The sequence below is a fragment of the Sphingopyxis macrogoltabida genome, from assembly GCF_001307295.1.
In the GTDB taxonomy this organism is placed as follows: domain Bacteria; phylum Pseudomonadota; class Alphaproteobacteria; order Sphingomonadales; family Sphingomonadaceae; genus Sphingopyxis; species Sphingopyxis macrogoltabida_B.
The window spans coordinates 1161392-1187566 of the sequence record NZ_CP012700.1 but is presented as its reverse complement, the minus strand read 5'-3'; the positions used below and the strand labels follow the sequence as shown (position 1 = coordinate 1187566).

Here is a 26175-nt window from a genome sequence, read left to right as displayed (position 1 = left end):
ACGGCGAATGGCGACAGCAGACACTCCGCGCAGTCGCTTTCCCAAAAAGGCAAAAATCGCCGTCGGGGCTATCGTCATTGCAATCGTCGCCGTGGTGCTTGCGGCCGCCGCTTTTCCCGTCGGGCTGTTGAAGGGCGTCGCCGAGCGCCGGCTTTCGGCCGAGTTCGGCGCGCCGGTTACGATCGGCGCGCTGTCACGAACGAGCATCTTTTCCTTCACCCCCGAGATTGTCGTGAACGACCTGCGGATCGCACAACCGGCATGGGCCGGCAAAGGCGATTTCCTGAAAATCGTCCGCGCCAGCGCACACCTGTCGATCTTCGATGTCATGACCGGCAACGCCCATCCGCGGTCGATCAACGTCACGGGCCTCGATGTCGCGCTCGTGCGCGACGCCAAAGGCAACAGCAATTGGGCGGGACGCCCCGACAAGAAATCGTCGCCGGGCAATGATGCGCCATCTCTCGATCGCCTGCTGATCGACAAGGGCCGCTTCACACTGCGCGATGCGAAGCGCCGACTCGACATTGCGGGCACGATCACCGCCAACGGCGCCACCGGCCTCGCGGTCGACGCCGCGGGCAGCTTCGACGGAGCGCCCGCTCGCCTCACGGCGCGCGGCAAGCCGGTAACGGGTCAAGGCACAAGCGATGCCTGGCCCTTTTCTGCAAACCTCGCCTCCGCTGTTCTCGACCTCACCGCAACCGGCACAACCGCCGGCCCACTCAACTTCCGCGACATGACGATGAAGATGACGGCGAGGGGCACCAGCCTCAAGAAGCTCGACCATGTCATCGAGGCCGGCCTGTTCGGAACGCAGGATATCGATCTCGCCGGTTGGGTGCGCCACGTCGGCGAGGACTGGTTCATCGACCGGCTGAACGGCACGATCGGCCGCTCGCGGATCAACGCAAAAGCGACGGTCCTGAAACGCGACGGCCGCACGAAGATCGATGCGACGATCGATGCGCCGCAGTTCGATTTCGACGACCTCGCCGACGATGCGGGGCTGGCTGCAGCGCGCGCCAAAGAGGCACGGATCGGCAAGCGCGTCATTCCCGACACGCGGATCGATCTCAGCCGGATGGGACCGACCGACGGCATCATTCGATTCTCCATCGCCCGGCTCCTCGTCGAGGGCGGATCGGCCTTCCGGAGCCTGAAGGGCAATCTCACGCTCGATCACCGTGTCCTCAAGCTCGAGAATGCCGTCGCCAAGCTCGACTCCGGGCGCATGACCGGCTGGGTGAAGGTCGATTCCACGAAGCCCATGCCGACCTTCTCGACCGAACTCAGGGTCGAGGGCGCGCTGCTCGAAACGCTGGTCGGTCAGCCCGACATGATCCGTGGCGCGGTGCAGGGCCTCGTCCGGATAACGGGCCACGGGACGACGATCCGCGAGGCTTTCGGCAACGGGTCGGGCAAGATCGCCTTTACCGCCAGCCGCGGCTCGATGAACCGGGCCGCCGCCTTCGTGCTCGGCCAGGATCTGGGCGGTGCCATCGGCCAGAAGCTCGGCGACGATGACGCGATGACCCCGCTTACCTGCGCGATCATTGCCTTCGATGCCAAAAATGGCGTTCTTCGGCCCGCACCGTTCCTGATCGCGACCGCCGTGTCGCGCGGCAGCGGCCGTGGACAGATCAACCTCGACGGCGAAACGGTCGCGCTGACGGTAGTCGGAGCGTCGAAAGACAAGCCTGTCCTGAAGCTCGTCGACCCGTTGCGGGTCGGAGGCACCTTCTCGGCCCCCTCGATCACCGTCGAGAGCCAACCGGCTAAAGGCAAGGGTTCCGGCAAGGGCATCATCGGATCGATCGGCCGTTCGATCGGCAGTGCTCTGGGCCTGCGAAAGAGCGACGGCAAAAAAGCCGAAGCTCCGCCTCCTTCGGCGGCCAATTGCAAGGCGCTGACGCAGGCAGCGCTACGCTAGTCCGGACCGCGCACGCGCGGCCCGGTAGAAAGCGTTCAATCCTTCGTGTTTTGAAGCTCGGCGTAGATACGCGGATATTCCCAAGCGGTTCCATTCACGCGAAATTTTCCGGCGGCCCGGAAAAATCGCCGCACGAGCAGATGATCGGACGCCGGTCAGTGCCTGCAGGGTTTTTGCAACCGGTCGACGGGCGGGTCGGCAACGAACCTCGACAAATATCTGCTGATTGCAAAGCGAATCTTTCCGAGGGTGGCAGTCCCGGTGTTTCCCGATTGCAGGCCTCGCCGATCTGTCGGCCCATTCGAACGTCCTGGCTCCGGGCAGCAGGCCCCGCGGAACAATTCGCTCTGGAGACCGTAATCCCCGGCAGAGGGCAATTCGCCTTCGCTGTCGGAGAAAGTGAATGAAGAAGCTTCTGACAATATTCGCAATCAGTTCGATGCTGGTTCTTTCGGCCTGCAATACGGTCAAGGGCGCCGGACGGGATGTCGAATCCGCCGGAGACTGTGTCGACGGCGTCAAAGGCAACTGTTGAGCCGCCAGCCAAAGTTTAGCGCGGCCCAGGCTTTCAGGAGCGACATGCTATGTCAGGTCGCCGCGAGACTCATGCGAAACGCAAAGCGCGTTTCGGTCGGCGAAGACTGGACTGTCAGACTGCCGCCATGCGCCTTGGCGATCGTCGAGGCGATATAGAGGCCGAGGCCGAGGCTTCCGCTTGCGTGCGATTCTGCGCCCTGTTCGAAGGGCTGGAACAATGTTTCGCGCACCTGCATCGGGATCTCGGGGCCATTGTTCGTGACCGACAAGGTGAATTCGTCGTCGCTTTCGCGGCACGCGACGACGACCGGCGTCCCCTGCTCGCCATGCGTTAGCGCATTACCGACGAGATTGGACACGAGCTGGCCGATCCGCTGGGCGTCGCACATCAGCGGCGTAGCGGAATCGCAATGCAAGACGATCTCTCGGTCCGGATGGGCAATCGCCAGTTCGTTTACGATCTGCGTCACGATCGCTTCCGCAGACTCGGCCTTGAAGCGGAGCGGCAAATCGCCGACCAGCCGTCCGCGCGCGAAATCGAGGATATTGCCGACCATGGCATTCATGCGGTCGATCGTCGTCTGCATAGCCGACATGATGAATTCGGCCCGCTTCTGGTCGGGCGCCCGCTTCATCAAGGAAAGCCCAGCCTCTAGTGCCGCCAGCGGATTGCGAAGATCGTGGCCCAGCACGGCGATGAACTGCTCGCGCTGGATTCCGGTCTGGCGCTCGCGACCCAGATCCGCCTGCGTTTCGGACAGCTCCTGCCCCATGCCCAGATGAAAGCCGATCAGGTCGGCGAACATCCGGAAGATGTTGCCCACCTCGGGCCGGTCAAGATCGCGCGGTTCGGGATCGATCGCACACAAGGTTCCGAAAAAACGCCCGTCGCGAAGGACGATCGGAAAGGAGATATAGCTGCGGAACCCGTAATGGGCGGGGGTATGGTGGTTGCGGTAGACAGCGTCCCTCGCGACGTCGGGTATGACCACGGCCTGCCGGCTGTCACGTATCTCGTGGCAGATTGTGGTCTCGAGCTTCAACTCGCCGCCCGGTTCGAGGCCGAATGCAATGTCGTCCTTGACGCTGCACGCGACCCAGCGCGCTTCGGTAACGCGGGCAATGGCGGCAAAGCCCATCCCCGTCACGCGGCACACGGTATCGAGGATGGCAGGCACGACATCGATCGCGCGGATCGCTTCGACACTGCTGGCCGGGTCGATTTCCACTCATCCTCCGTCGTTCAGTGAGTTGTGGTCGCGCTGTAAATGGACCTAGACGGCAGCAGGGCGCCGGCGTCAATCGCGAACGCCAAGCCCATGAGCAGTTCACCGCGCAGCCTCGAGGGCGGCGGCGTCACTGGAGCGCAAGGATTTTGGCGGTAAGGTCGTTCGCGCTATAGGGTTTGCGCAGGAACTGCCCTTGCGGCGGGAGCGACGTTTCGCCAACGCGCACACCGCCCGAGGTCACGAGTATCTTGATATCGGGCCATCGCTCGCGAATGCAGGTCGCGAGCTCCAGCCCGTCCATCGAACCGGGCATCTCGATATCGGTAAAGACGATGCCAATCTCGGAACTCCGCTCAAGCAGGACCATGGCCTCGTCGGCATCGGACGCTTTGAGAACGATATATCCCTCGTCTTCGATGATGCCGAGAGCCATCATCAAAATCAGCGGATCGTCCTCCACGACGAGTATATGCGAGACCGGCATCAAATTCTCCTTGCGGCCCAAAACCGCAAAGCCGGATCGGCACCTCATGTGCCCCATATGGCACAGACAGGGAAGCAACGCCCGGGATCGCGATTCGTCCCACGGTTCGTCCGATATTGTCGCTCCCTACCCACTTTCGTTTACGTTCGCAGCTTTCGACGTCGCCATCCGTATAAAAGACGACGGATCCGCCTTTCATACGACTCCCATCAAGGGCTCCAATCAATGATTCAACACATCGCGCCGCGCAGCGGCACCGCCTTTTCCTTGCGCGAGGGCGATATCTTGCGGGTGATCGATCCCGAAGGCGGCCAGGTGAGCGACCTGCTCGCCTTCATGCAGGGCGATATCCGCGAAGCGCTCTCGAACGGCCGCACCTTCGATTATGAAGAGACGATCCGGCTCACGACGGGGAACTGGCTCTGGTCCAACCGATCGAACCCGATGCTCGAAATCGTCGAGGACGGCGTCGGCACGCATGACTTTCTTCTGACGCCGTGCAGCGAGGCGACCTTCCGCCATTTCTATGCCGACAAGCCGGTCCACCGCGGCTGCTTCGGCAACCTCGCCGCGGCCCTCGCCCCTTTTGGAATCGGCGAAGACGCCATTCCGGTTGCCTTCAACATCTTCATGAATGTCCCGTTGGATGGAAAGGGAACGCTCAAAGTATTGCCGCCGCCGACCGCACCTGGCGACTATATCCGGCTGCGCGCCCTGAGCGATCTAGTGATCGGCCTCACCGCCTGTTCGGCTTACGACAGCTGCGGAGGCAGTTTCAAACCGATCCATTATGAGATCGAGAGCCAGGCCGGCACAGCTGCTGCGACCGGCGACCTTTAAAGACCGGCACCCGCGATGTGAGGCCTGCGATGGAATGCCGGCCGCCGCACCTTGTCGGCGAATGCCCGTTACGATGGTCTCGGTTCAGATCGCGCCCGCCGGCCGATCTCTCTTGCTTCCCGCCACATCGTCAGTCGCCGGTGTGCGCATGCGAAGCCGCAACCGCCTTCGATTCGGGAGATTCCTTCTGACGCAGAAAGATCGAAAGCAGCACGAGCACGGCGGTCGACAGAAATTCGCTTTGCCAGTTCTGGAAGGATTCAAACCACAGTTGCGGATCGCCAAGATAGGCGATCGTCGACAGTGCGGCCTCGCCATGGTCTTTCGCCTCGATAGCCGCAGCGCGCGCGCTTTGCGTCCAGTGCATCACGAAGGAGAGGAGAAAGAGCAGGAACAATGCGATGCCGAGCGAACGGGCATAGAGCGCACGTGCGAGGCGGCCTTTGCGCAAGATGGCCGGCGCGCCCGGCTTCGATGCCTGCGCCGCGAGGTCGGCGTCGCGCGGCGGGCTGTCGGGGTCCTTCGATTCCGACGAGCCGCGCTGGATGAGCATGGCGGTCAGCACGACATAGGCCGACATCTGCAGAAATTCGCTTTCCCAATTCTCGAACACGCTCGACAGAAATTCCGGGCTTTGCGTGTAATTCATCAGCGACGTCGCTGCCCGGCCATGTTGCAACGCGTCCGCAGTCGCCACTTGCCAGCCGGTCAGCCACTGACCAACGATGGTGGCACCAAAGAGCAGCAGCAAAACGACAGTGAGGCTGTTGTTCCTAAACAGTCGCATGCACATCCTCCTTGTCGACGGCGGAACGCCGCGAAGCTTCCGATTTCCGGCGATCCGCACCCGGCACATGCGCCGGCCACTCGCCCGCGCCGAGTTCGGGGCGACGTTCGAACTGCGATTTCGCCTCCAGGAGAATGAGCCCGTCGGCATGGCAGTCGACGCTGGCGAGCGGGACGGGGCGCAGCGTCTCCTCGATCCCCCCAAGGCCGCCGCTCGCAACGACGACATAGCTTACCCGCCCGGTTTCGCATTCGATCATCGCATCGACCGAGGATCCTACGGTCTCTCCGCGCATATCGCTCACCGGCAGGCCCGACAGGCTGGTGGCGGAAAACAAGCTCGAACCAGGGCTTTTCCGGCTGGACCTCGATGCCGACCGCGCTCCATCCTCATAGCCGCGCTGCCGCCCGAGCCATCGCCACACGCCGACAAGATTGACGAGGGTCAGGAAGACATTGGTCGCAACGAGATTGGTCTGACCGGATCCGAGGCCGACGAGCGACCAGCCGATCGAGCCGACCGTGAAGACGACGAACCCCCAGCCGGTGACACGCGCGCCAAGATTGGCGGCGGTCATCATCGCGGCAATCATCGTGGCGACCGGCGCCACCAGCCCAGCAATCAGTTCCAGCCCGTTATCCTTTCACATGATCGTCATCGCCGCATCCTCGCGGCGCATCGGCGCCAATCAACGCGCCCGCGAGCGCCCTGTTCGACCTGGCTTCCGTTCCGCAACCTTCAACCGGCGGACATTTGCCCGCACCTGACCGCGCACGGGCGCCAGGCTCGCCGAACCAAGCCTTGCACCGGCCTCCACGGAGCGTAACGCGAGAACGGCACTGCGCTGCCCGAGGTCGGCGAGTTCGGCGACGGTTGGCGGTCGTCCGCGCATGGCCATGACGCCAAGGTGCTGCAGATATTTCATCCACAGCGATTCATTGTCCCACCAGACGGTGGCGATCGCGGAGCCGGCAAGCGCGAAGGCTTCCATCTTTTCGGGGATCATGCGCCCGAGCTCGGCATGATCGGCGGTCCAGGGCGATACAAGGGCCTCGCCGATGATCGCGCTGCGCGCCGCGACGACGCGGCTCGCGCCATCGAGCGTTTCGGCGGCGTGCCGGCCCGTGGCGTGCATCGAATGGCCGGCCGAGAGATAGCGGCTCCACTGGCCGAACGGGTCAAACATCGCCGTTCGCCCTCTGTGCTTCGGCAATCGCCGCCGCGTCGATCAGGCTTTGACCGGTCCGCGCCGCAGCATCGGCGGTCATCGTCTTGGCGATCCCGTCGGGCCCGTCGAGGAAAACAAGCCCCCCTTCGGCGCTGGCGATGCCGGGTTCGGTTTCGGGCTCGAGTCCGGCTGGGATGGATCTCATGATTTTGGCCTTTGGCGGGAGGAGAGATGCTCGACGTCGTGGTTGTTGTAGAGATAGGCGGGGTTGAACTGGCCGCGCGCCGCCAGACCGGCCGGATCGAGGATTTCGACGAGCGACGAACGGAAGATGCATAATTTCTCTTCGCGAAGCTGACGCATCACGCGGTTCACATGCACCGTCGTGAGCCCGCAGATTTCGGCGAGGTCGGCCTGCGTCAGCCCGAGCGCGAACCTTCGTCCGTCGCTGAGTCCGGCCGAAAAGAGCCTTGCGTTCGTCTCGCAGAGGAAGTGGGCAACGCGCCCGGTGGCGTCGAGCCGCCCGAGACGAAAAAGCCAGGCGCGATGAATCGCCGCATCGAGCAATGTCGCGAACCAGAGCTTGCGGACGAGCTGCGGCATTTCCTCGGCGATCGCCTCGAGCTCGGCGTGGGGCACGATTGCGACCGTCGCGGGGGTCAGCGTCGCCACGTCGTGATCGAGCACCTTGAGCGGGAAAGCGTGAAGATCGAGAAAATCGCCCGGAAGGTGGATCGCGACCAACTGCCGGAGTCCGTTCCGGTCGTCGAGATAGCGCGACATGATGCCTTCGACGAGCAATGTGCTCTGATCGAGCGGCTCGCCTGCACGCGCGATCATCTTGCGTGCAGCAAAGGTCTTCACCTCGCTGATCGCCGCCTCGAGCCGCGTGCGTTCGGCGGTATCGAGGCTTGCGCCGCGTTTGTCTCTCAGGAAGCGTTCGGTGAACATGTCTGACGATCCTCGTTCGGTTTCGGGAAGCATCAGTGGAAGGCCTGTGCTTCCTCGCAACGACCGATAAGCGCGAGCGTTGCATCGGGCGCCAGGGCATTCGTCATGACGGAGATTCAGTTCGCCGGGGCGACCCGCGGGCCGCTCGCTGAAGAGGCGGTCCAACGGGTCGGGCATTGGGCCGGTTACTTACCGGCCGCGGCCATCAGTTCGGCCTTTCGCGCAGCGAGCTGAACGCCCAGCGCCTTCAGGTCGAGATCGCTGTCGCGCGCCTCGGGGAACATTTCCTCTTCTTCTTCCCCGACATGATGATCGATATATTCGCCGAGCACGATGACCTTGGCGTCGAACAGACGGTCGCCGGCCTTCATCGCCTGGATTTCCGCGATCAACTGCTTCGCGCTGCCATGCTCGACCTCGGCTTCGTCGAAGAGGGCATCGTCGTCGACCGCCGGTCGCGCGGCGGGATAGAAGATTTCCTCCTCGATCTGCGCGTGAACGGTGAGCGCGAGGCAAATTTTGTCGGCGAGCGCCTGCTTGTCGCCCTTCGCGTCGAGTTTTTCATATTCCTTGAACCAGGTCTTCACTTCCTTGTGATCGGCCTTGAGCAGCTTGATCGCGTCGACGGGGTGCTGCGCGGAAGGGCCGGGCTTGCCGTCGCCCTTCGCTTTCGATGCGCGCTCGGATTGTTTTCCGGCGCCGCTCGAAGCGGCTTTCCGGGAGGCGGTTTTGGTTGCAGCCATGATGGTCATCCTGTGACGAGGAGCGGAATGTGCCCGTTCAACGAACGAACGCCGGGCGCGGGCAATCGTCGCGCCGCGCGCGCGATTATTAACCTCGCTCAATCTCTTTTGCCGCCGTGCGGACAATCGCCACGATCCGGATTGCGCTTTGCGCGCGCGGCGAGGTCATTACCCGAACCTCGGACGGTGCCTCGGCGAAATGCCCTCGGTGGCCGCGATGGCCAATCGCAGACAGTCGGTCGTCGCGGACGACAGGCCGCGCTGCGGACCGCGCCCATTCGATCAGTCGCCGCGGCCTGCCAGGACATTTCGTGGTGCAGGTGCGCCGCTCCGCCCCGCGAAGGGACAGACCCAGTCGCTGCCGACCGCCCGTCCCGAATATTGGCGCGCCTCCGACATGGTCCCATGGCGCGCGAGCATCGGATTGATGTCGCCGGCGAGCGCGACATCGCGCGCCAGGATCGTGCTGCGCATTTTGTCATAGACCCCGCTCGCGCGAAGCTGTTCGAACTGGTCGTGCAGGTTGAAGACCAGCGCCGGCCGCTCGAAGCGCCGCGCCGGACGGCTCGCGCGCGGGTGAAGACCGACGACGAAAAAGGCCTCGCCGCCAAAGCTCAGCGAGAAATGCGGGTCGCCGGGATCGGCGCTGACTCGCGGGTCGGCGATCTGGCCGTGGAAGTCGTCCTTCCGGGTCAGCGATTCGAGACGCTCCCACAGGCAGCGTTCGAACCCTTCCTCATCGAGCCCGCTATCCTCCTCGAACACGACCGCTAGCGAATGAAAGAGGCTCGGTTCGCGCGCGTAAGTCCAGGCCAGATCGAGCAGGTTGGGATAGATGCGCAGGTCGTCCCACGCCGACCGCATGTCGCGGCCGACGACGATCCGTATCTGCCCCTTGGCGAGGGCGGATTTGGCACCAACACAAGGAAAAGCCGGATCGCGCACGAAGGCGTCGAAGCGGCGAGCCAGCGGGTGGTCGCGATCGTCGGTGGGTGGCAGCATGACCGGTAAACCGCTGAGAGGGTGGCCAGTTGCGCCCGACTAACTTCGGTTATAGCGATTTGCAGCAATTCGCGTGCCCGCCGATACGGGAAAATCTCAGTCGCGTCGCGGCGGCGGATACACCACGGCATCGCTCCGTTTCTCGGGACGGATGTAGATCGAGCTGATCCGCGGTTCGGCCATCTTGAGTTCGGTCTCCATCTCCTCGATCAAGCTTTCCACACGGCCCATCGAGAGAGCGTCGTCGAAGTCGGCGCTGACCGCGACGAAGACGGTGTCGGGCGACGTGTGGATCGTTCGCACATGGTTCACCGCCGTAATCTCGGGGCGGCGATCGACGAGGCGCCAGATCGCGGCGACCAGATCGGGATCGGCGCTCTCGCCGATCAGCAGCCCTTTGGCCTCGCGCGCGAGAAGAACCGCGACGGCCGCCAGCACGCCGCCGATCGCAACCGACGCGATGCCGTCGATCCGTGCATCGCCGGTCCAGTGGCTCGCCCAGACACCCAGAGCGGCGATCGCAAGCCCGAGCAGCGCGGCGCTGTCTTCGAACAGCACGATGAAGCCTGCCGGGTCCTTCGAGCGTCTGACCGCTTCCCACCACCCCCGATCGCCCCGCGCGGTATTGAATTCGCGAACCGCGATGCTCCACGACATGCCTTCGAGGACGAAGGCGATGCCGAGCACCATATAGTTGATCGTCGGATCGCGCAGCGGCTCGGGGTCGAGGATATGGCTCCAGCCTTCATAGATCGACACCCCCGCGCCGATCGCGAAAATCAGGATCGCGACGACAAAGGCCCAGAAATAGAGCTCGCGCCCATAGCCGAAGGGGTGGAAGGCGTCGGCGGGCCGTTTCGCGCGTGACTGGCCATAGAGGAGCAGCAACTGGTTCCCGCTGTCGACGAGCGAGTGGACCCCCTCGGTCAGCATCGAGGACGAGCCGCTGATGGCGGCGGCGATGAACTTGGCGATGGCGATGCCAAGATTGGCGATCAGCGCGCCGTAGAGCACGATATTCGCTTTCATGTGACGATAGGCGGACGCGCTCTGCATGATTTCTCCGGGGCATCGTCTGGGAAAAAGCCATGGCCCGGCGGTCGGTTCCGCGAGCACGCCGGGCCTTCTGCCGCCCATTCCACAAACGGACTGATCCAGATCAACCCGGCAACCTTGGCCGCAGCGCGCCGTTTCTTCCTCGAAGAGGAGAAGATCATGACCGCAGCAACCCATCAACCCGGAAAATCCTCGGGCATCGGCAAGATCATGAGCGTCGCCGTAATCGGCGCGCTCTATTGGTTCACGCGCAAGAAAGCACCGAAATTTCCGAAGAGCGATACGCATTCGGCGGCTTTCGCCGACAGCGAAACCGATCCTGAAAATTTCGACCAGACGCGTTCGGCCGGACCCGACGGCATGCGCAGCGATGCGCGGCGCGCCTGGGACGGCGTCGATCAGGCGGCCGACGAATCCTTCCCCGCCAGCGATCCGCCCTCGACATATTGAGCGGCTGAACCTCCACACCCGAAAAGGAGATCGTCATGACCGATAAAGCTTCCACGCCGGGCTCGCTCCCGTCCGAGAATGCCGAGGACCGCGACAATGTCGGAACGGTTCGTCCCGGCGATTACCCGAAAGAGGAACGCGACGACGGCGATATTACCGGCGCCTCGAACCGTGCGCACCGCGCGAACAAGGCCGGCAGCGGCCCGGTCACGGGCAGCGGTGCCGGCGCGGGCGGCGGTGGAAATCCGGAGGACTATGATTCGGATACACAGGCCGGCGGAGGCCATAAGCCGGTCCGCACCGGCAATGGGCCGAGGACCGGAGCGGATGCTCCGCTTGGCGGGAGCCGCTGATTCCCCTGCATCGTGAGGGGCGCGGGCGCAAGGCCGCCCGCGCCCTTCCCGCTTCCCTCACTGCGCCTTGGGCCTGCCGTGCCGATCAGCGCCATGATCGCTTCCTGTGCCGCCCCGCGCGCAGGCCCGGCCGCTTCGGCGGCGCGATCGCGCGCCACGCCGATACGTTCACGGCGTCCATCGACCTCACTTGGCCGGCCCGGCCGCTGCGCCGCCGCCTATGCTTCACGGCAGTATCGGCAGGTCGCTGGCACGCGGCCGGCGGTATCGTCTAGGCGGGAGGGTGAATGCCCTACTGGCCGTTCTTCCGGGTGCCGCGCCGATGGAACGATGTGGAAGGAACCGGACGCCGCTCACGAAGTTTCCTCTTCCGAATGGGAAAACGTCATGCATCACAATGAAAATACGCCCGTTGTCGCGGTGCCGAACATCGACCTCGCGCGATATGTGGGTAGTTGGTTCGAGATATGCCGCCTTCCTCTGAAATGGGAGGATGCGGCTGCCAGCGATATCACCGCCACCTACAGCCAGACCGCGGATGGTCGCATTCGGGTCGAGAACCGCTGCCTGGACAAGGACGGGAAGCCCGATCGGTCGATCGGGCTCGCGGTTCCCCAGGACGCAAGCAACGCGAAGCTCAAGGTCAGTTTTCTTCCCGAATATCTGCGATGGATTCCGTTCACGCAGGGCGATTACTGGGTCCTCGCGATTGATCCCGATTATACCGTCGCGCTCGTCGGAACACCCGACCGCGAGCATCTCTGGCTGATCGCCCGTACAGCCGCGCTGCCGAGCGAGGTCGTCGAGAATTATCTCGCCGTGGCGAAGACGCAGGGCTTCGACCTTGGCCGGCTGATCACTCCGCGCCAGTCCGGACATATGGTCCCCGATACCGCTTTCGAAGCATGACGGCCGAGGAGCGGACGGGGCCATCCGACGCCCACACCCGGCGCGGGCCGGCTCGCGTCCAATATCGATGATGCGGATAGGATATTCGTCGATCGCCCCCCCGGCGCCATTGGCAGAAGATGAAGCGCAGCCCGAGGTCGCGCTACAACGAGCGCCACGTCGTCTGTTCGAAAAGTTGGGATTTATCCGGCAGGTCGATCATCGATAATCCGGCTCGGCATCGGATCTGTCGGCGCTGTTCATCCAGCCACAGAAGCGGAACCGCAATCCCGTCAGAATGATTGGCCGCGTCTCCTGACATCCTTGAGACGATAGGGCGTCAGGAGACGGGTTGCCAGCAGTACGCGGCGCCGCGGCTTAAGTTGCGGCAGTTCGGTTCGAGGCTGCGTGACATCGTCAGCCGCCCTATCGTCATGATGCAGGTTAGTTTCCGCCCGCCCTTCGCAACCCTCGCGCGCGGCAGTGGTTGGGGATCGTACGGCCCTCGAAACTTCGATGGCGCCCCCTCCCAGAAGGATATCACAATGTTCGATAACAAGAATGTCTCAACGCTCAATTCGCTGATCGCGACAACGCTCGACAGCGTCGATGGCTATCGCAAGGCCGCCGAAGAAGCCAATGCCGCGCAGTTCCGGGACCAGTTTCTGAGCCGCGCCAACGAGCGTCAGACCATCGTCGCGAATTTCCAGGCGAAGGTCCGCGAACTTGGCGGCAACCCCGAGGACGACGGTACCGTGCTTGCGTCGGCGCACCGCGCTTTCCTCGGACTGCGGGACAAGCTGACCGGCGAGCGCGACGATTCGGCGGTCGTCGCCGAGGTCGAGCGCGGCGAGGATCACATCAAGGCGAAGTTCGAAAGCGCGCTGAAGGACGACGATCTCGACCCCGCAGTCCGCCAGCTGATTCAGACCGCCTTTACCTCGGTGCGCGAAGGCCATGACCAGATGTCGGCGCTGAAGCACGGGCTCAACGCGAGCTAGTCTCCGCCGTCGAACATCGACATGAAGCGGCGGCCCGGCGAAAGTCGGAGCCGCCGTTTTCACGCTCGCCCGCAACACGGCAGGGAGCTTCCGCGGCGAGCGCGCGTTTCATCGACGGAGACAGGCCATGGCCAATGGTTGGGCGCGCGACGGCGCCGTGCAGGATCAGATCGACGATACGGTGTCCGACGCGGTAAAGAATGCGCGGGCGCGACTTCCCGCTGGCAAGGGGACCGATTTTTGCGACGATTGCGGAGCGGAAATACCGGCAGCGCGCCGCGAGGCGTTACCCGGAACGCGAACATGCTTAGCCTGCCAGACGTCACGCGATGCATCGGTCCGACCGGCGGGCATTAACCGCCGCGGCAGCAAGGACAGTCAACTGCGCTAATCGCCCGAGAGCCGAAACTCCCTGCGCGGCCGTCTCGCAGCGGAGTCGGCCGCGGGCAATCTTCGACCGCCGACGTACATGTGTCCCGTGCGACCTTCCGTTCGATTCCGCCGAAGGCAGCCTGCTCGACGAGACGCCGGAACCTTGGCTCCCGGCTGGCGTTGACCCCATATCCGGACAGGATGATTTGGCGGCGCCGCGAAGCTCGTGCACCCTGACGCGCGGGCAGCAGCTGCGTGCGTCTCGACAGGAGACTCACATGTTCAGATGGGCCATCATTTTCGCGGTCGTTGCACTGGTCGCGGCACTCCTCGGTTTCGGCGGCATTGCCGGGCTCTCGGCCGATTTCGCCAAGATCCTGCTGGTTGTTGCGGTCGTGCTCGTCATCGTCGGCTTTGTTTTCGGCCGCGGGGGACGCAAGCTCCCGTGAATTTCCGGGGTCGCTTCGCCGCTCTCGGCCGCGGTCCCTGACGATGTCGGCGGTCTCATGGAGCCCGCCGGCAAGCCGTTGATTCCGGGCATCCAGCAGCAGCGGCCTCACCTTATCCGGAGCGGAATCACCGCGGATGGACCTTATCAATCTGCTTTTGGTGCCGCTTCTCGGCTTGGTCAGATATTACGCCTTCGCGTCGGGATTGGCATATGTCCGCGCCCGCAAATGGGTGAACGGCGTGTTTGCGATGACCGCCGCGACGCTGCTCGCAGGCTGCGGATTCTATTTGATTGCCAGAGCCGTGATCTTATGACGGGAATAGTTCCGACCGCGATCCCGCCGCCTATCTTGGCAAGCCGCTCAACACGCCGGCGATGTCCAGGTCGCTGGCCGGTGCGTCGTAGGCGACCTGCATGGTCGGCGCCGTTCGCTCTCGCGCCGCGCATCTTGGCCGCCGCGCGGCGAATTCGATCGGGATGAGCATGGATTGACCCGAGCGGCCACGGCCCTTCCCTCTTTTTGCCCCCCGGGCGGTGCCGGGGCCGGCGCCGCAGCGGGACGTGGAGCATCGTGGTTCGTCCGCGCCCCATTGCATCGCAAGACCCTGTCATTCGCTCGCAACCACGGATGGATCGCACGCGTTGAAGCCGAACCCTTTCCGAAAGGATGACCCGATGCGAACGATCATGCTTGCCGCCCTGTCCGCCACCTTGCTGGCCGCCTGCTCCGATGCGAACGAGGCCGCCGAGGACAGGCTGGAGAAATCCGCCGAAACGAGCGCGAGCGTCGCGGGGCCGGTCCCCGCAGCCTTCGGCCTGAGCGAGGCCGAGCTTCTCAACGCCGATATCGTCGGTGCGGAGGGCAAGGAGGTTGGCGACGTCGCGCAGGTGCTTCGCGCCTCGGACGGCAAGGTTGATCGGCTTCTGGTCGAAGTGGAAGGAAGCAATCCCGACCGCTATGTCGAACTTCCGATTCTCGGCCTGCGCACCGTGGTGAACGGCGACGACACCGATCTTGCCACCTCGTTGACGCGAGCCGACCTCATGGCGATGCCCGAAGTTCCCCTTCCGAAGGCATAGGCCGATATGGCTGATCATCCCGTCACGCCCGACGGCCGCTACCTGGTGGTGCGCGAACGGCTCTGGCGCCGCGCGAACCCCGCGCTTGGTACCGGCGAAAGCGAACGGCTGGTACAGAGCCTCATGACCGCGCGGCGCGCGGTCGCGGCGGCAAAAATGTCCGGCGATGCGCTCGCGCTGCGCAAGGCGCGCGCCGGCGTCGATGCGAGCAAGCGGGCGCTTGGCGAGCGCGGTCCGGTCTGGTGGACCGACGGCGCTCCCGACTATAACCGGCATATGGCGCGCAACACGCCTTATGCCGACTGGTTCGCGGCGCAGTCCAGGGAAGGTCGCTGATGCCGATTACGCTCGAAGGCTCCTGCCATTGCGGCGCAGTGACGTTCACGGTCGAAAGCAATACGCCGGTTCCTTATCAGCGCTGCTATTGTTCGATCTGCCGCAAGCAACAGGGCGGTGGCGGCTATGCCATCAATCTGGGTGCCAATGCGGCCTCACTCAGGGTCGAAGGCGAGGTGAAACTCGGCACCTATCGCGCAAGGATCGCCGATGCGGAGCATGAGCGCTGCGAGCTTTCCGGCGGAAGGCGGCGGTTCTGCAAGGACTGCGGGGCGGCGCTCTGGCTCTACGACCCCGCCTGGCCCGATCTGGTGCATCCGTTCGCGAGCGCGATCGACACGCCCCTGCCGGCGCCTCGATCCTCGGTGCATCTGATGCTCAAATATAAGGCGGACTGGGTCGCGCCCTATATCGCGCCGGCGGACGAGAGCTACGCGCTCTACCCGCCATTATCGATCGCCGAGTGGCACCGGACGAACGGCGTCTGGATCGACTGATCCACCCGGCGCCGCGTGGCGATTTCCGGATGCCGCCACACGCGGGACGCGACCTCGCGCCTGTCCGTTGCAAGGTCGCCGCTTACCCTTCCTCGCCCGGACCGCGCCGCGCGACGCGATCGCCATCGGGCAAGCAGCTTTTCTTGACGCCATGCGTAATGTGCCGCGAGGCATTTTACCGGAGGCAAGCTTATGGAGACGCCGTGGATGATCGCAGGCGGGCTGGCCGCGGCGGCAATCGCCGTAACCGTGGCGATCGCGAAGCTGCGCGCGCATCGGCGCGCCTCGAACCGGCTGATTTGGAGGCAGTGGCGACGTGCTTGATCTCAATTCCACCCCCGCAGCGGGCGGTCGCGAGACCGACTTTTATCCGGCGCTTCGCGTTGCCGAGGCTCCGCCGGCCCGGGATCGGATCGGCGAAATCGCCGACTGGGTGCTGGCGAATGTGCCGTGGACCGTCCCGGTCCCCGACTGGCCATGCTTTCACGATCGCTGGCCGCTGCTGTCGCGGCGCGACCTTGCAGCGGTGGAAGCCGAACTGCAGCGGCGCGGCGCGGCGCTCGATGCCCCGGGCGCCGATCTGGACGCAATGGCCGCGCGGCTGACGGGCCGCACGACCTGTTGCGCCGCCGCAGCCGACTGGCTGACACTGAACCCGGCCGCCGCCATCACCGATCCCGAATTCGTCCGGCGATTCAGCCTGTTGTCGCGCGCCGAACTGATCCTCGCAGCGATCGAGCATCGGCGCCGCATCGTCGAGCGCTTGTCCGGAGGGGAGCCGCGCGCGACCCGGTAGGCGCGCGCTGACCGGCCGGCGAAATCAGGACGTCCCGAGGCCGGACCGATCCTCCATAGCACGCAGCCACAATCGCCCGAGCTCGAGATCGATCCAGTCGGCAGCGAACGGATCGAACCCCGATCCGGGGTACAGGCAAAATTCCCCGAACCGGGGCTTTCCGTCGACCTCGTAGAAGTCGACACGCAAAAACGCCGTATCGCGCGCCAGCGCTTCGGCTGCCTCGAGCATCGCGGCAAGCGATGCCGGTGCCGGTGGCCGGTCGGCACATGCCACCAGCTGTCGCCAGCCACGGTCGTGCAGGATCCAGCGGTGGCGGCCGCCGCGATCGAGATGGACCTGCACATGTGTCGCCGTCCCGCCGAACACATAGATCTTATAGTCCACGGGCAGCGGCAGCGCGCCGCCCAACAAGGGCTCGGCGATCAGTCCGCGCGGGACGCCCCGATAGGCCCATTCGTCGAGCCATATCCCGTAAGGCCTTCGCTGCCAGCGCGCGGCCGTGCGCTGGAGGAGGCGCCATTCGCGCGCGCTCGGCACGTCGCACAGCACCGCACATTGATTGCAGCCGTGCCGTGCCTTCAAAATGGCGGGCACGTCGAACGGGAGCGATGCCGGCAGCGCTTGCCCGTGCCACAGCGTCGGGATGATCCACTCCGTCCCGAGGCGCGCGGACACCATGGCCTTCACGCCGAGCTTGTCGAGAAACTGCGACTGTCGCGGCGAGCGATCGGTGAGCTTTCGCCGCTGTACCAGCTCGGTGAAGCGGGTCGGCGCGTCGAGATCCGGATAGCGGCGGTGCCGCCATAGATAGCTTGCGACGACGCGCCACCGCGCAAGCGACGATCCGGTCTCCGCCGCTGTGCCGTCGGCATCGCCGACGAACGGTATCGCGCGATCCATCGCCGTCATGGCCGGGCCGCTCCCCGCTGCCGCACCGTCATGACGCGATATCGTCCGTATCGACCTCGTCGGTATGAACTTGGAAGGATATGACGCGCGCCGGGCCAAAGGCGGTGGTGAGCGCGGTATCGGTTGCGTCGCGCCCGCGGGCCATCAGGATGCGTCCGATGCGCGGCCGGTTATGCCGCGCGTCATATGTATACCAGTCGCCCCCGATATAGACATCGAACCAGGCCGAAAAATCCATGGGAGCATCGACCGGCGCGATGCCGATATCGCCCAGATAGCCGGTGCAATAGCGCGCGGGGATATTCATGCAGCGACACAGGGTCACCGCGAGGTGGGCAAAGTCGCGGCACACGCCCTGCCGCTCCTGATAGGCGTTCCACGCTGTCTTGTCCGGGCGCGCATGTTCGTAGCCGAAGACGATATGGTCGTGGACGAAGGCGACGATCGCATCGACCCGGTCGCGCGCCGAGGCGAGATGCGCGAACTCCGCCCAGGCCACGCCCATGAGCCGGTCGGTCTCGCAGTAGCGGCTTCCGAGCAGATAAATGAGGATGTCGTCGGGCAGGTCCTCGACCGGGGCCGGTGCCGCATCGGGCGCGCGCGCGTCGACGAGCCCGCTGTCCTCGATCACGAAATCGGCGGCGAGCGTCACCCCGCCCGCGGGCACGGTCAGGCGCGTGCAGATGTTCCCGAAGCTGTCTTCATAATTGTAAATGGGAATGACGGGAGACGTCTCGATCTGCTGCGGGGTCTTGAGGTCCTTCTGGCGGGACGGATGGATGCTGAGCATCGCCATCATCGGCGTCGGGTTCGCGGTCTCGAAGCGGATCTCGTATCCAGCCCTGATCAACATCTGGCAGCATTCCTTGCAACGTGGGTCCGGTCCGAAGCGGCGATATCGGTCTCGCCCGCGGCGGCATCGCCGAGCTCGACGTCGACGGCGACGTCCATGCCGATGTAACTTGCGGGATAGCCGCTCCAGCTGCCCGAGAGCGGCACGGCCTGGTACGGATCGCGCGCGACCGCGACGCGAACAAGCCCCCGGTTTCCGACAATGCCGTTGGTCGGGTCGAACTCGATCCAGCCCGATCCGGGCAGAAAGACGCGGACCCAGGCGTGGGTATTGCCGCCTCCGACGCGTCCTTCGCTGCGGCTGGGATTGTAGACGTAGCCCGAGACGAAACGCGCGGCGAGACCGAGCGCGCGGACCGCCTCGATCATCAGCACCGCGAAATCGCGGCAGGTTCCCTGCCGGCGAGACAGCGTCTCGATCGGGGACTGCGTGCCCTTTTCATGCCGCGGCACATAAGTGAAGCTGCGCTTGATCGTCGTCGCCATGTCGGTGAGCAGGCCCAGCGTATCGGTCGGACCATGATCGTTCAGAAACCCGTTCGCCCATTTGTCGACGATGCGGCCGACGTCGAGATATCCACGCTCGATCGAGCGAAGCAGGTCGGGCATGTCTTCCGAGGCATAGGTGAAGGGAAAGTGCCGGGCATAGTCCTCGATGTCGATCTGGTCGCTCGCGAGGGGCGCGTGATCGAGTGTCATTTCGCTCACCACGCGCAAGGCGTTCGCGCGCTTGTCGAACAGCGCGATCGCGACCGAGTTGCCGAGCACGTCGTGCAACCATCGCAGTTCGCAAGGATGGGGTGAAATGAGAAGATCCGCTTTCACGAGACGCTGGTCGAAACTCTCGCGCGGGCGCATCATGATCCGGTGCTCGCCGAAGGCGACGGGCTGGCGATATCTATATTCGGTCGTATGGCGGATCGTGAGCCGGGGCATGGGAGACTTTCGTGATGTCGCTGTCGGACAGCCTCTTGCTCGCAGACGAACCGGCGCCCGCTCAGTGGGTCAACGCAGGCGGACGCGCTCCGTTCCTCCTGCTCGGCGATCATGCAGGCAACGCGATTCCCCGCGCGCTCGGCACGCTGGGCCTGTCCGGACAGGATCGCGAGCGCCACATCGCTTGGGATATCGGAGTTCATGCGCTCGGCATCGCGCTCGCCGGGGCGCTCGACGCGCCGTTCCTCTTCCAACCCTATTCGCGGCTCGTGATCGACTGCAACCGCGACCCGGCGCACCCCGAGGCGGCGCCGGCCATATCCGACGGCAGCGCGATCCCGGGCAATCGCCGGCTTCAGGCCCGTGACCTTGCGGCGCGGATCGCGGCAATCCACGCCCCCTATCATGCCGAAATCGCGGCGGAGATCGCGCGGCGCGGCGCGGCGGCGCGACCGACGATCCTGCTGGCGCTCCACAGCTTCACGCCCGCGCTCGGCGGCCGCGCCCGTCCCTGGCACGCTGGAGTCCTCTACGATCGGGGCGACACACGATTTGCCGAGGCACTGCTCGCGGGACTGCGCGCGCAAGCCGACCTCGTCGTCGGCGATAACGAGCCCTACCGCATGGATGCCACCGACTTTAGCGTCCCGCACCATGCCTATCCGGCCGGCCTCCCTTATGCCGAAATCGAGGTCCGGCAGGACGGTCTCGAAATGCCCGCCGCCGTCGAGCGCTGGTGCGAAGCGCTGCGCCGCGCCTGCACGGCAGCGCTGCCCTCCGTTATCGCCTGACCGGCTTATCCGTTCACCGCAGACCCGGGAACGGAGCGCGCCGGGCGCGCGTTCAACAGACGGCGATTTTCGACGCCGACGGGATGGAGCAGGATGCAGGCACAAATCGTACCGGACGGCGGCCGGATCAATCGCAGCAGTGTGGACGCGATGCGCGCCTGGTCGGCGATCCTCGGCGTTACCCAGGTCGAAATCCTCGTCGCGGTCGCCGCGGTCGGTTCCCGATATCAGGATGTGCAATCCTATCTCGCCGAAGATTTCTGCTTTTCGAGCCGCGAAGGCGAAACCGCGCTGGCCCCCGTCCCGCCCGAGGCGAGCAGTCTCGCCGCCTGACGGCAACGCCCAGGCATTATGATTACACGGCCGTTTCGCGCCGATGTCCACGCGGAGTGCCAAAGGGCACATGAGAGCGCGGCGTTTTTCGGGGTGCGGCGCCCGCAACGATCGCAACTACCGTCATTGTTGCGCGCCGGCGTCGCCAGCGTGCGCGGGAGCGCGCGCCCGGCGGCGCCCCGCGCGCGCTGTTCCCGGCGCGCGCTCAGTCGGCGTGCGCCACTGCGGCGGCGACGGCGGTTATGATCGCGTTGCAGAAGGCATCGAGATCGTCGGGACACCGGCTCGTGATGAGGTTGCCGTCGACGACGACGGCTTCGTCGACCACATCGGCGCCTGCGTTCGCGACATCGGTACGGATCGATTTGTAGCTCGTCATGCGGCGCCCTTTCGCAAGGCCCGCCTCGACGAGAAGCCAGGGTGCATGACAGATGGCGGCGACGGGCTTGTCAGCCGCTGCGAAGCCCTTGATCAGCGCGATCGCCGCCGTCTCGACGCGCAGAAGATCGGGATTGATCTGTCCGCCGGGAAGAACCAGCGCATCATAATCGTCGATGTCGACGTCGGCGATCTTGAGATCGACCTCGATATCGTCGCCCCAATCATCTTCGTCCCAGCCGGTGATCTCGGCCGTGTCGAGCGAGGCGACATCGACGGTGGCGCCCGCCTCGCGCAGCCGCGCGAGCGGCACCTCGAGTTCGGACTGTTCGAAGCCATCGGTGGCCATGATCAGGATGCGATGCGCGGCGAGAGGGGTCGAGGCTGCCATGGTAAAACTCCTTGTCTGTTCCTGTGACAATGCACGGGAGAGTCAGATGTTGCCTCGCTCATCCCGTCTTTGCCCGCCCGGTCGGAACCCCCGCGCGGCTCGCCTGTTGTGAGGATGACCACAAGGAGGCCCGATGACCGATATTGACGAACCGACCCAGCTGCTGTGCCAGTCGAACAAGGCCGACACGATGGGGGCCAAGACGCGTGACGGCGACAAGCTCGGATCGATCCACGCATTCATGATCAACAAGCGAACCGGCCAGGCGGTCTATGCGGTACTCTCCATCGGCGGATTCCTCGGCATGGGGAAAGCCTATTATCCCCTACCCTTCCGCCTGCTCGCATTCGAGGCGACAAGCGATTCCTATGTCGTAACCATCGACCGGCGCGTACTCGAGGGCGGACCGAGCTGGGCCGCCAATGCGCCGCTGTTCGATCAGGCCTATGCCGATCGCGTCGCAAGCTATTACGAGGTCGCCAAGGAAGATTTGACGCTCGGCTAGGCCGACGCGCTCCTCCGGGCAATTCTCGCCCACCCAGTGGAAATCTTGGTTCCACGAGCCTCGGCGTCGATGACTGGAGATCGGTCCGAGCGGGTCTATACCGCAACGCTCGACCGGCTCGAAACCGGGCGCATCGAAGCAAGAAAGCTCAAGGTCGTCATCTCGCGGGCTCTCCGCAACAGTCTCGTGCCCGGCATGAATCTCCCTGTCCGCGTTCCAGTGCTGGCGCGTCGAGCGCGGCACCCTCACCCTCGTTCTCCCGCGGAAGACACCGACCGGCCAGTGGAACCGGCGCCCGGACCGATCATTGTAGGGAGGGGGCTCAAGGAGACGTCCCGTGCCCTCGCTCACCGCATCCGCCATCAACTGCTCGCTCTCGGCGAAGGGGCGCAAGAGTTCGACCGACGCCATGATCGCGGTCCTTGCCGAGCATTTCGCCGAGCATGACATCGAGGTCGGCGACCCGATCCGCATCGCCGCACACAAGGTCAAATGGGGCGTCTCGTCCGACGAGGGCGACGGCGACGCCTGGCCAGCTATCCGTGAGCGGATTCTCGCCTCCGACATCCTCATCTTCGGCACCCCGATCTGGATGGGGCAGCCATCGAGCGTCGCAAAGCTCGTGCTCGAACGCATGGACGCGTTTCTCGCGGAGACCGACGAGGCCGGCCGCATGCCGAGCTATTCGAAAGTCGCTGTCGCGGCGATCGTCGGCAACGAAGATGGGGCGCATCATGTCTGCGCCGAACTGTTCCAGGCGTTGAACGACGTCGGCTGGACGATCCCGGCGGTCGCGGGGTGCTACTGGGTCGGCGAAGCCATGGGATCAGTCGACTTCAAGAATCTCGACCACCGCCCGCGCATGATCACGAGGACCGCGAAGATGGTGGCGGCAAACGCAGCGCATCTGGCGGGCCTTCTCAAGCGATCACCCTATCCCGGATGACGCTGTCACGGTGCGGCACCGCAATGGCGGCACGCGAAACGCACGGCCGGATCTTCCTTTCGGAGATGGAAATCGTGCGCCGCGAGCCCTCCGACGAGGGGCGCAGGCGGCCCGCGGCGGCACGAGATTGGTCGCACATGGCACCGGCAGACCCCGGGATCTCCGCATGACCCGTGCAGGATCGAAACCCCGGAATATCGCGAAAGTTGCGCCGCGAGATGAAGATAAATTCTCCGGCCGGAACGCAACTTTCGATACCGGTCGCCGGTTTTTTCCGCATCAACGAAGGAGATGATCATGAGCGTCAAAGGACAGATCAAAGAAGCCGCCGGTTATGTGAAGGAAGAAGCCTTCGAGAACGGCGACAGCCCCGAGGCCAAGCGCAAGGCGCAGGAAGGCCGCAACCTTCGCAACGAAGGCCGCATCGAAGATGGCAAGCCGCCGAAGACCGGCACGCCGGGTACCGAAAACTAGGAATCCTCCGCCACTCCTCCCGTGGCAAACTTGGCCCGCTTCGGCGGGCCTTTTATCAGCTCGCAGACCGCCGCCGCCCCCTCGACGTCGGGTCACATGTCGGTAATGCGGATATCCTTGCGCGCAGGCACATTCGGTACGCATTCGGGCATATCCATCCTGATATGGAGATCGTCGAAATTTTCGGCGATCGACGCGACATCGATCTCGAGCCCATAATTTTTACACATCGGCAGTGGTCCGTTGCCCTTGCGACTCCTTACCGTTCCCATTATGTTCCAAGCATGGACATCGCGCCAACGCCTTTCGGGCCGCTGCGCAAGCAAGCCGGACTTCCGCTGTGACCCGGCCCGCCGCAGGGGTACCGCCGCCGCCGCAGGGAGACCTTTTCGGCCCTGCGCTTCTTCCCGGCCTGACATACGCCGACGAGGTCGTGAGCGCGAGCGAAGAGGAGGAGCTAGTCGCGCGCATCGAAACCGCCGGACTGGCGCCATTCCAGTTCCAGCAATGGGAAGGCAAGCGTCTCACCCGCTCGTTCGGCTGGACATACGACTTCCAGACCGGTCGCTTCGCCCCGGGCGAGCCGATCCCCGACTGGCTCGAGGACGTTCGCGGCCGCGCCGCAGGATTTTCGGGTATCGACCCCGCCTCCCTCGAGCAGGCGCTCGTCATTCAATATGGTCCGGGCGCGGGCATCGGCTGGCACAAGGATCGCCCGGTCTTCGGGCACGTCATCGGCCTCTCGCTCGGCGCGCCCGCGACCATGCGTTTCCGGCGGAGGGGCGGCACCAGGTTCGAGCGCGCGACGGCCGATCTCGCGCCGCGATCGATTTATCATATGCAGGGCGAAGTCCGCGATGACTGGGAGCATAGCATTGCGGCGATGCATGCGCCGCGCTGGTCGGTCACCTTCCGAAGCCTTCGCTGACCGGCCGCCGCGGCCGGCAAGCGGTGCGGCGCGATCAGTTGTCGGCGATCGTCTCGTCCTCGATCGCCGCGCGGATCATTCGCTCCCAGACGTCGCCGTCGCCGACCGCGAGCATGCGCCCGCTCGGCTCGCGCAGCGTGCGCAGGACGGCCAGGGCGGCGTCGGTATATTCGGGCCAGAGATCGTTGACAGCTTCGCCCGCCGAGGCGAGGTCGCCTTCGGCATTCCGGCTGAGCGCATGACCCGCAAGCGCGCGCGCGATGCGCTCGACGGGCGCGGTCGCCGCGCGATCATGTTCGCGCTCCATCACGGACACCTCAGATAGGCACGCACGGCGTCGACCGAGTTGCCGACCGCGTCGACCGCCTCGCGCAGTTCGTCCTCGCTCACGCCGAGAGTCGCCATCCAGTCGCGGACCTCATGATCTTCGCCAAGGCTGATCCGGTCGCGGTCAGGCGAACCGACGCTGTTCATCTTCACAGTCATGCTGCGCTCCTGATTGATGCCCGGTCAACGCCCGCTTGCATAAAGGGTTGCCGCGCCGGGACGGAACGAAGCACGCCTCTTCGAGTAGTGACGTCATGTCCCGCACCTCCACCCGGACATCGGCGCCCGCGCCTGTCCCGTCGCCGGGACCGGCGGCCTTGCCCGACGCGGTGGTGAGGTCCGGCATCTGCTCCGCGACGGATTTCGATGGTTGCCGCGCGCCGACCATCGTCGGCGAGACAAAGGTGCGTCTGGAGCGCGCCAGCACCGGGCTCGCAGGCCGCGGCGGTGCCGATCGCAAGCTTCCGGACCTGTGAAAATCGCGACCTTCAATGTGAACGGGATCGGCGGCCGCTTGCCCATCCTCCTCAAATGGCTCGCCCTCGCCGAGCCCGACATCGTCGTACTGCAGGAACTCAAGGCGCCGCAGGAAGCCTTTCCGCACGCGGCCATCGCGGAGGCGGGGTACCAGGCGATCTGGCATGGCCAGCGTCGCTGGAACGGGGTTGCGCTCCTCAGCCGCGTCGGCGAAATCCACGAGACCCGCCGCGGCCTGCCCGGCGATCCAGGGGACGAGCAAAGCCGTTATATCGAGGCAGCGGTCGGCGGCGTGCTGATCGCGGGCCTCTATCTCCCCAACGGCAACCCCCGTCCCGGCCCCAAGTTCGACTACAAGCTCGCCTGGATGGAACGCCTCGACGCGCACCTCGCCACGCTCGTCGACCTCAAGGCGCCGGTCGTCGTCGTCGGCGACTTCAACGTCATCCCGACCGACGAAGATGTCTACAAGCCCGAGCGCTGGAAGGACGACGCCCTCTTCGCGCCCGAAGCGAAGGCCGCATTCAAGCGCCTGCTCGATCAGGGCTGGACCGATGCGGTCCGCCATCTTCACCCGGATGAGACCCTCTATACGTTCTGGCCTTATTGGCGGAACGCCTTCGCGCGCAACGCCGGAATCCGCATCGATCACCTGCTGCTCAACCCTCTCGCCAAGGCTTTGCTCAAGGCCGCCGCAGTCGATCTTCGCCCGCGCAGGTGGGAGAAAACCAGCGATCACACGCCCGTCTGGATCGAGCTTGCCGAGCCGGCGAAACGCAAACGCGCAAAGCGCGTCGCGTGACCCGAGCCGATGCCATCCGCCACGAGAAGGGCTGCCGCGCGGAGCGATGAACGGCGCCCGCCGCGCGCGACATAGGAAAGGCTTCGCTCGCCGCGCGGGCTGGTCGGGCGAGGATGCGAGAGCCTGTGTGAGGCGATTTTTCCCGAGGCCGGGCGTATCCGCCGAACGG

41 protein-coding genes are annotated in these 26175 nt (G+C 64.8%); 23 read left to right on the top strand and 18 right to left on the bottom strand.

Annotation, left to right across the window (positions count from 1 at the left end; translation table 11 throughout):
• Window positions 1-7: 7 nt before the first annotated feature.
• Together AN936_RS05510 and AN936_RS24025 are read left to right on the top strand one after the other, a co-directional pair.
• On the top strand, window positions 8-1933 hold the full coding sequence (locus AN936_RS05510; RefSeq protein ID WP_054587251.1) for an AsmA family protein: 1926 nt from the start codon (window positions 8-10) through the stop codon (window positions 1931-1933).
• A 403-nt stretch (window positions 1934-2336) separates the two neighbouring features.
• Entirely contained in the window at window positions 2337-2468 is a 132-nt protein-coding gene (locus AN936_RS24025; RefSeq protein WP_084758193.1) for an entericidin A/B family lipoprotein, read from the top strand.
• 52 nt (window positions 2469-2520) lie between these two features.
• Here the strand turns inward: AN936_RS24025 and AN936_RS05505 are convergent, their stop codons facing one another.
• Both AN936_RS05505 and AN936_RS05500 read right to left on the bottom strand, forming a co-directional pair.
• Complete coding sequence (locus AN936_RS05505; RefSeq protein ID WP_054587250.1) at window positions 2521-3699, bottom strand: GAF domain-containing sensor histidine kinase; 1179 nt, start codon at window positions 3697-3699, stop codon at window positions 2521-2523.
• A gap of 127 nt (window positions 3700-3826) precedes the next feature.
• Window positions 3827-4183 (bottom strand): response regulator, encoded by a 357-nt coding sequence (locus AN936_RS05500; protein ID WP_054590126.1) that lies wholly within the window; start codon window positions 4181-4183, stop codon window positions 3827-3829.
• A gap of 225 nt (window positions 4184-4408) precedes the next feature.
• Here AN936_RS05500 and AN936_RS05495 point away from each other — a divergent pair, with 225 nt between their 5' ends.
• Window positions 4409-5023: a DUF1989 domain-containing protein gene (locus AN936_RS05495; protein ID WP_054587249.1), complete on the top strand. Its 615-nt coding sequence runs from the start codon at window positions 4409-4411 to the stop codon at window positions 5021-5023.
• A gap of 130 nt (window positions 5024-5153) precedes the next feature.
• On the opposite strand, the gene AN936_RS05490 is transcribed toward AN936_RS05495, so the two are convergent.
• The 8 genes from AN936_RS05490 to AN936_RS05455 all read right to left on the bottom strand — a co-directional run bounded on the left by AN936_RS05490 (window position 5154) and on the right by AN936_RS05455 (window position 10730).
• On the bottom strand, window positions 5154-5810 hold the full coding sequence (locus AN936_RS05490; protein WP_054587248.1) for a DUF6766 family protein: 657 nt from the start codon (window positions 5808-5810) through the stop codon (window positions 5154-5156).
• A complete protein-coding gene (locus AN936_RS05485; RefSeq protein ID WP_335337301.1) occupies window positions 5797-6420 on the bottom strand; it encodes a PRC-barrel domain-containing protein in 624 nt (207 codons plus the stop codon). Before AN936_RS05485 ends, AN936_RS05490 begins: the two co-directional genes overlap by 14 nt.
• Before the next feature lie 78 nt (window positions 6421-6498).
• Window positions 6499-6996 (bottom strand): hypothetical protein, encoded by a 498-nt coding sequence (locus tag AN936_RS05480; RefSeq protein ID WP_054587247.1) that lies wholly within the window; start codon window positions 6994-6996, stop codon window positions 6499-6501.
• Window positions 6989-7183: a hypothetical protein gene (locus AN936_RS05475; protein WP_084758192.1), complete on the bottom strand. Its 195-nt coding sequence runs from the start codon at window positions 7181-7183 to the stop codon at window positions 6989-6991. The genes AN936_RS05480 and AN936_RS05475 overlap by 8 nt, the downstream gene beginning before the upstream one ends.
• A complete protein-coding gene (locus tag AN936_RS05470; RefSeq protein ID WP_054587246.1) occupies window positions 7180-7929 on the bottom strand; it encodes a Crp/Fnr family transcriptional regulator in 750 nt (249 codons plus the stop codon). The genes AN936_RS05475 and AN936_RS05470 overlap by 4 nt, the downstream gene beginning before the upstream one ends.
• Before the next feature lie 185 nt (window positions 7930-8114).
• Window positions 8115-8672, bottom strand: a complete 558-nt coding sequence (locus tag AN936_RS05465; RefSeq protein ID WP_084758623.1) for a hemerythrin domain-containing protein — start codon at window positions 8670-8672, stop codon at window positions 8115-8117.
• A 282-nt stretch (window positions 8673-8954) separates the two neighbouring features.
• A complete protein-coding gene (gntA, locus tag AN936_RS05460; protein ID WP_054587245.1) occupies window positions 8955-9674 on the bottom strand; it encodes a guanitoxin biosynthesis heme-dependent pre-guanitoxin N-hydroxylase GntA in 720 nt (239 codons plus the stop codon).
• 96 nt (window positions 9675-9770) lie between these two features.
• Window positions 9771-10730 carry a cation diffusion facilitator family transporter gene (locus AN936_RS05455; protein WP_054587244.1) on the bottom strand — a complete coding sequence of 320 codons (960 nt, stop codon included), beginning with the start codon at window positions 10728-10730 and terminating at the stop codon, window positions 9771-9773.
• 159 nt (window positions 10731-10889) lie between these two features.
• On the opposite strand from AN936_RS05455, the gene AN936_RS05450 reads away from it, so the two are divergent.
• The 7 genes from AN936_RS05450 (at window position 10890) to AN936_RS05425 (ending at window position 14559) form a co-directional block, all read left to right on the top strand.
• Window positions 10890-11180, top strand: coding sequence for a hypothetical protein (locus tag AN936_RS05450; protein ID WP_054590123.1), 291 nt, complete (start codon window positions 10890-10892; stop codon window positions 11178-11180).
• A gap of 35 nt (window positions 11181-11215) precedes the next feature.
• The gene (locus AN936_RS05445; protein WP_054587243.1) at window positions 11216-11533 is read left to right on the top strand and encodes a hypothetical protein; all 318 of its coding nucleotides are present in this window, start codon (window positions 11216-11218) and stop codon (window positions 11531-11533) included.
• A 387-nt stretch (window positions 11534-11920) separates the two neighbouring features.
• Entirely contained in the window at window positions 11921-12442 is a 522-nt protein-coding gene (locus AN936_RS05440) for a lipocalin family protein (RefSeq protein WP_054587242.1), read from the top strand.
• Between the two features lie 524 nt (window positions 12443-12966).
• A complete protein-coding gene (locus tag AN936_RS05435; RefSeq protein WP_054587241.1) occupies window positions 12967-13422 on the top strand; it encodes a PA2169 family four-helix-bundle protein in 456 nt (151 codons plus the stop codon).
• 127 nt (window positions 13423-13549) lie between these two features.
• Window positions 13550-13813, top strand: coding sequence for a DksA/TraR family C4-type zinc finger protein (locus AN936_RS05430; RefSeq protein ID WP_054587240.1), 264 nt, complete (start codon window positions 13550-13552; stop codon window positions 13811-13813).
• A 259-nt stretch (window positions 13814-14072) separates the two neighbouring features.
• Entirely contained in the window at window positions 14073-14243 is a 171-nt protein-coding gene (locus AN936_RS24020) for a DUF1328 family protein (RefSeq protein WP_084758191.1), read from the top strand.
• 136 nt (window positions 14244-14379) lie between these two features.
• Window positions 14380-14559: a hypothetical protein gene (locus tag AN936_RS05425; protein ID WP_054587239.1), complete on the top strand. Its 180-nt coding sequence runs from the start codon at window positions 14380-14382 to the stop codon at window positions 14557-14559.
• A 30-nt stretch (window positions 14560-14589) separates the two neighbouring features.
• Here AN936_RS05425 and AN936_RS25425 read toward each other — a convergent pair whose 3' ends face one another.
• A complete protein-coding gene (locus AN936_RS25425; protein WP_234715752.1) occupies window positions 14590-14730 on the bottom strand; it encodes a hypothetical protein in 141 nt (46 codons plus the stop codon).
• Between the two features lie 190 nt (window positions 14731-14920).
• Here AN936_RS25425 and AN936_RS05420 point away from each other — a divergent pair, with 190 nt between their 5' ends.
• From AN936_RS05420 to AN936_RS05405, 5 genes are all read left to right on the top strand, one after another.
• Window positions 14921-15325: a PRC-barrel domain-containing protein gene (locus AN936_RS05420; protein WP_054587238.1), complete on the top strand. Its 405-nt coding sequence runs from the start codon at window positions 14921-14923 to the stop codon at window positions 15323-15325.
• A gap of 6 nt (window positions 15326-15331) precedes the next feature.
• Window positions 15332-15661, top strand: a complete 330-nt coding sequence (locus AN936_RS05415) for a hypothetical protein (protein WP_054587237.1) — start codon at window positions 15332-15334, stop codon at window positions 15659-15661.
• The gene (locus AN936_RS05410; protein ID WP_054587236.1) at window positions 15661-16158 is read left to right on the top strand and encodes a GFA family protein; all 498 of its coding nucleotides are present in this window, start codon (window positions 15661-15663) and stop codon (window positions 16156-16158) included. The genes AN936_RS05415 and AN936_RS05410 overlap by 1 nt, the downstream gene beginning before the upstream one ends.
• A 192-nt stretch (window positions 16159-16350) precedes the next feature.
• Window positions 16351-16482 (top strand): hypothetical protein, encoded by a 132-nt coding sequence (locus AN936_RS25740; RefSeq protein ID WP_257719796.1) that lies wholly within the window; start codon window positions 16351-16353, stop codon window positions 16480-16482.
• Complete coding sequence (locus AN936_RS05405) at window positions 16475-16954, top strand: hypothetical protein (protein WP_054587235.1); 480 nt, start codon at window positions 16475-16477, stop codon at window positions 16952-16954. The genes AN936_RS25740 and AN936_RS05405 overlap by 8 nt, the downstream gene beginning before the upstream one ends.
• A gap of 24 nt (window positions 16955-16978) precedes the next feature.
• On the opposite strand, the gene AN936_RS05400 is transcribed toward AN936_RS05405, so the two are convergent.
• From AN936_RS05400 to AN936_RS05390, 3 genes are read right to left on the bottom strand one after another with little or no spacing between them, the layout of a single operon-like run.
• Window positions 16979-17866: an ATP-grasp fold amidoligase family protein gene (locus AN936_RS05400; protein ID WP_234715751.1), complete on the bottom strand. Its 888-nt coding sequence runs from the start codon at window positions 17864-17866 to the stop codon at window positions 16979-16981.
• 28 nt (window positions 17867-17894) lie between these two features.
• Window positions 17895-18719 carry a transglutaminase-like domain-containing protein gene (locus AN936_RS05395; RefSeq protein WP_054587234.1) on the bottom strand — a complete coding sequence of 275 codons (825 nt, stop codon included), beginning with the start codon at window positions 18717-18719 and terminating at the stop codon, window positions 17895-17897.
• Window positions 18713-19654 carry a transglutaminase family protein gene (locus tag AN936_RS05390; RefSeq protein WP_054587233.1) on the bottom strand — a complete coding sequence of 314 codons (942 nt, stop codon included), beginning with the start codon at window positions 19652-19654 and terminating at the stop codon, window positions 18713-18715. Before AN936_RS05390 ends, AN936_RS05395 begins: the two co-directional genes overlap by 7 nt.
• 14 nt (window positions 19655-19668) lie before the next feature.
• On the opposite strand from AN936_RS05390, the gene AN936_RS05385 reads away from it, so the two are divergent.
• Together AN936_RS05385 and AN936_RS05380 are read left to right on the top strand one after the other, a co-directional pair.
• A complete protein-coding gene (locus AN936_RS05385; protein ID WP_054587232.1) occupies window positions 19669-20445 on the top strand; it encodes an N-formylglutamate amidohydrolase in 777 nt (258 codons plus the stop codon).
• Between the two features lie 93 nt (window positions 20446-20538).
• Window positions 20539-20778 carry a DUF3606 domain-containing protein gene (locus AN936_RS05380; RefSeq protein ID WP_054587231.1) on the top strand — a complete coding sequence of 80 codons (240 nt, stop codon included), beginning with the start codon at window positions 20539-20541 and terminating at the stop codon, window positions 20776-20778.
• Window positions 20779-20983: 205 nt separating this feature from the next.
• On the opposite strand, the gene AN936_RS05375 is transcribed toward AN936_RS05380, so the two are convergent.
• Window positions 20984-21547, bottom strand: a complete 564-nt coding sequence (locus AN936_RS05375; RefSeq protein WP_054587230.1) for a type 1 glutamine amidotransferase domain-containing protein — start codon at window positions 21545-21547, stop codon at window positions 20984-20986.
• A gap of 133 nt (window positions 21548-21680) precedes the next feature.
• On the opposite strand from AN936_RS05375, the gene AN936_RS05370 reads away from it, so the two are divergent.
• The 3 genes from AN936_RS05370 (at window position 21681) to AN936_RS25235 (ending at window position 23472) form a co-directional block, all read left to right on the top strand.
• Window positions 21681-22052, top strand: coding sequence for a PRC-barrel domain-containing protein (locus tag AN936_RS05370; protein WP_054587229.1), 372 nt, complete (start codon window positions 21681-21683; stop codon window positions 22050-22052).
• Window positions 22053-22389: 337 nt separating this feature from the next.
• A complete protein-coding gene (locus tag AN936_RS05365; protein WP_054587228.1) occupies window positions 22390-22998 on the top strand; it encodes a flavodoxin family protein in 609 nt (202 codons plus the stop codon).
• Window positions 22999-23295: 297 nt separating this feature from the next.
• Window positions 23296-23472, top strand: coding sequence for a hypothetical protein (locus AN936_RS25235; RefSeq protein WP_173585644.1), 177 nt, complete (start codon window positions 23296-23298; stop codon window positions 23470-23472).
• A gap of 92 nt (window positions 23473-23564) precedes the next feature.
• Here AN936_RS25235 and AN936_RS25025 read toward each other — a convergent pair whose 3' ends face one another.
• The gene (locus tag AN936_RS25025) at window positions 23565-23702 is read right to left on the bottom strand and encodes a hypothetical protein (RefSeq protein ID WP_158500049.1); all 138 of its coding nucleotides are present in this window, start codon (window positions 23700-23702) and stop codon (window positions 23565-23567) included.
• A 110-nt stretch (window positions 23703-23812) separates the two neighbouring features.
• Here AN936_RS25025 and AN936_RS05360 point away from each other — a divergent pair, with 110 nt between their 5' ends.
• Entirely contained in the window at window positions 23813-24400 is a 588-nt protein-coding gene (locus AN936_RS05360) for an alpha-ketoglutarate-dependent dioxygenase AlkB (protein WP_054587227.1), read from the top strand.
• A 34-nt stretch (window positions 24401-24434) separates the two neighbouring features.
• Here the strand turns inward: AN936_RS05360 and AN936_RS05355 are convergent, their stop codons facing one another.
• Together AN936_RS05355 and AN936_RS05350 are read right to left on the bottom strand one after the other, a co-directional pair.
• Entirely contained in the window at window positions 24435-24707 is a 273-nt protein-coding gene (locus AN936_RS05355) for a hypothetical protein (protein ID WP_054587226.1), read from the bottom strand.
• Complete coding sequence (locus AN936_RS05350; protein ID WP_054587225.1) at window positions 24707-24886, bottom strand: DUF3606 domain-containing protein; 180 nt, start codon at window positions 24884-24886, stop codon at window positions 24707-24709. Before AN936_RS05350 ends, AN936_RS05355 begins: the two co-directional genes overlap by 1 nt.
• 95 nt (window positions 24887-24981) lie before the next feature.
• On the opposite strand from AN936_RS05350, the gene AN936_RS24610 reads away from it, so the two are divergent.
• Together AN936_RS24610 and xth are read left to right on the top strand one after the other, a co-directional pair.
• Entirely contained in the window at window positions 24982-25203 is a 222-nt protein-coding gene (locus AN936_RS24610; RefSeq protein WP_149037595.1) for a hypothetical protein, read from the top strand.
• A complete protein-coding gene (gene xth, locus AN936_RS05345) occupies window positions 25200-26006 on the top strand; it encodes an exodeoxyribonuclease III (RefSeq protein WP_054587224.1) in 807 nt (268 codons plus the stop codon). The genes AN936_RS24610 and xth overlap by 4 nt, the downstream gene beginning before the upstream one ends.
• Window positions 26007-26175 lie beyond the last annotated feature (169 nt).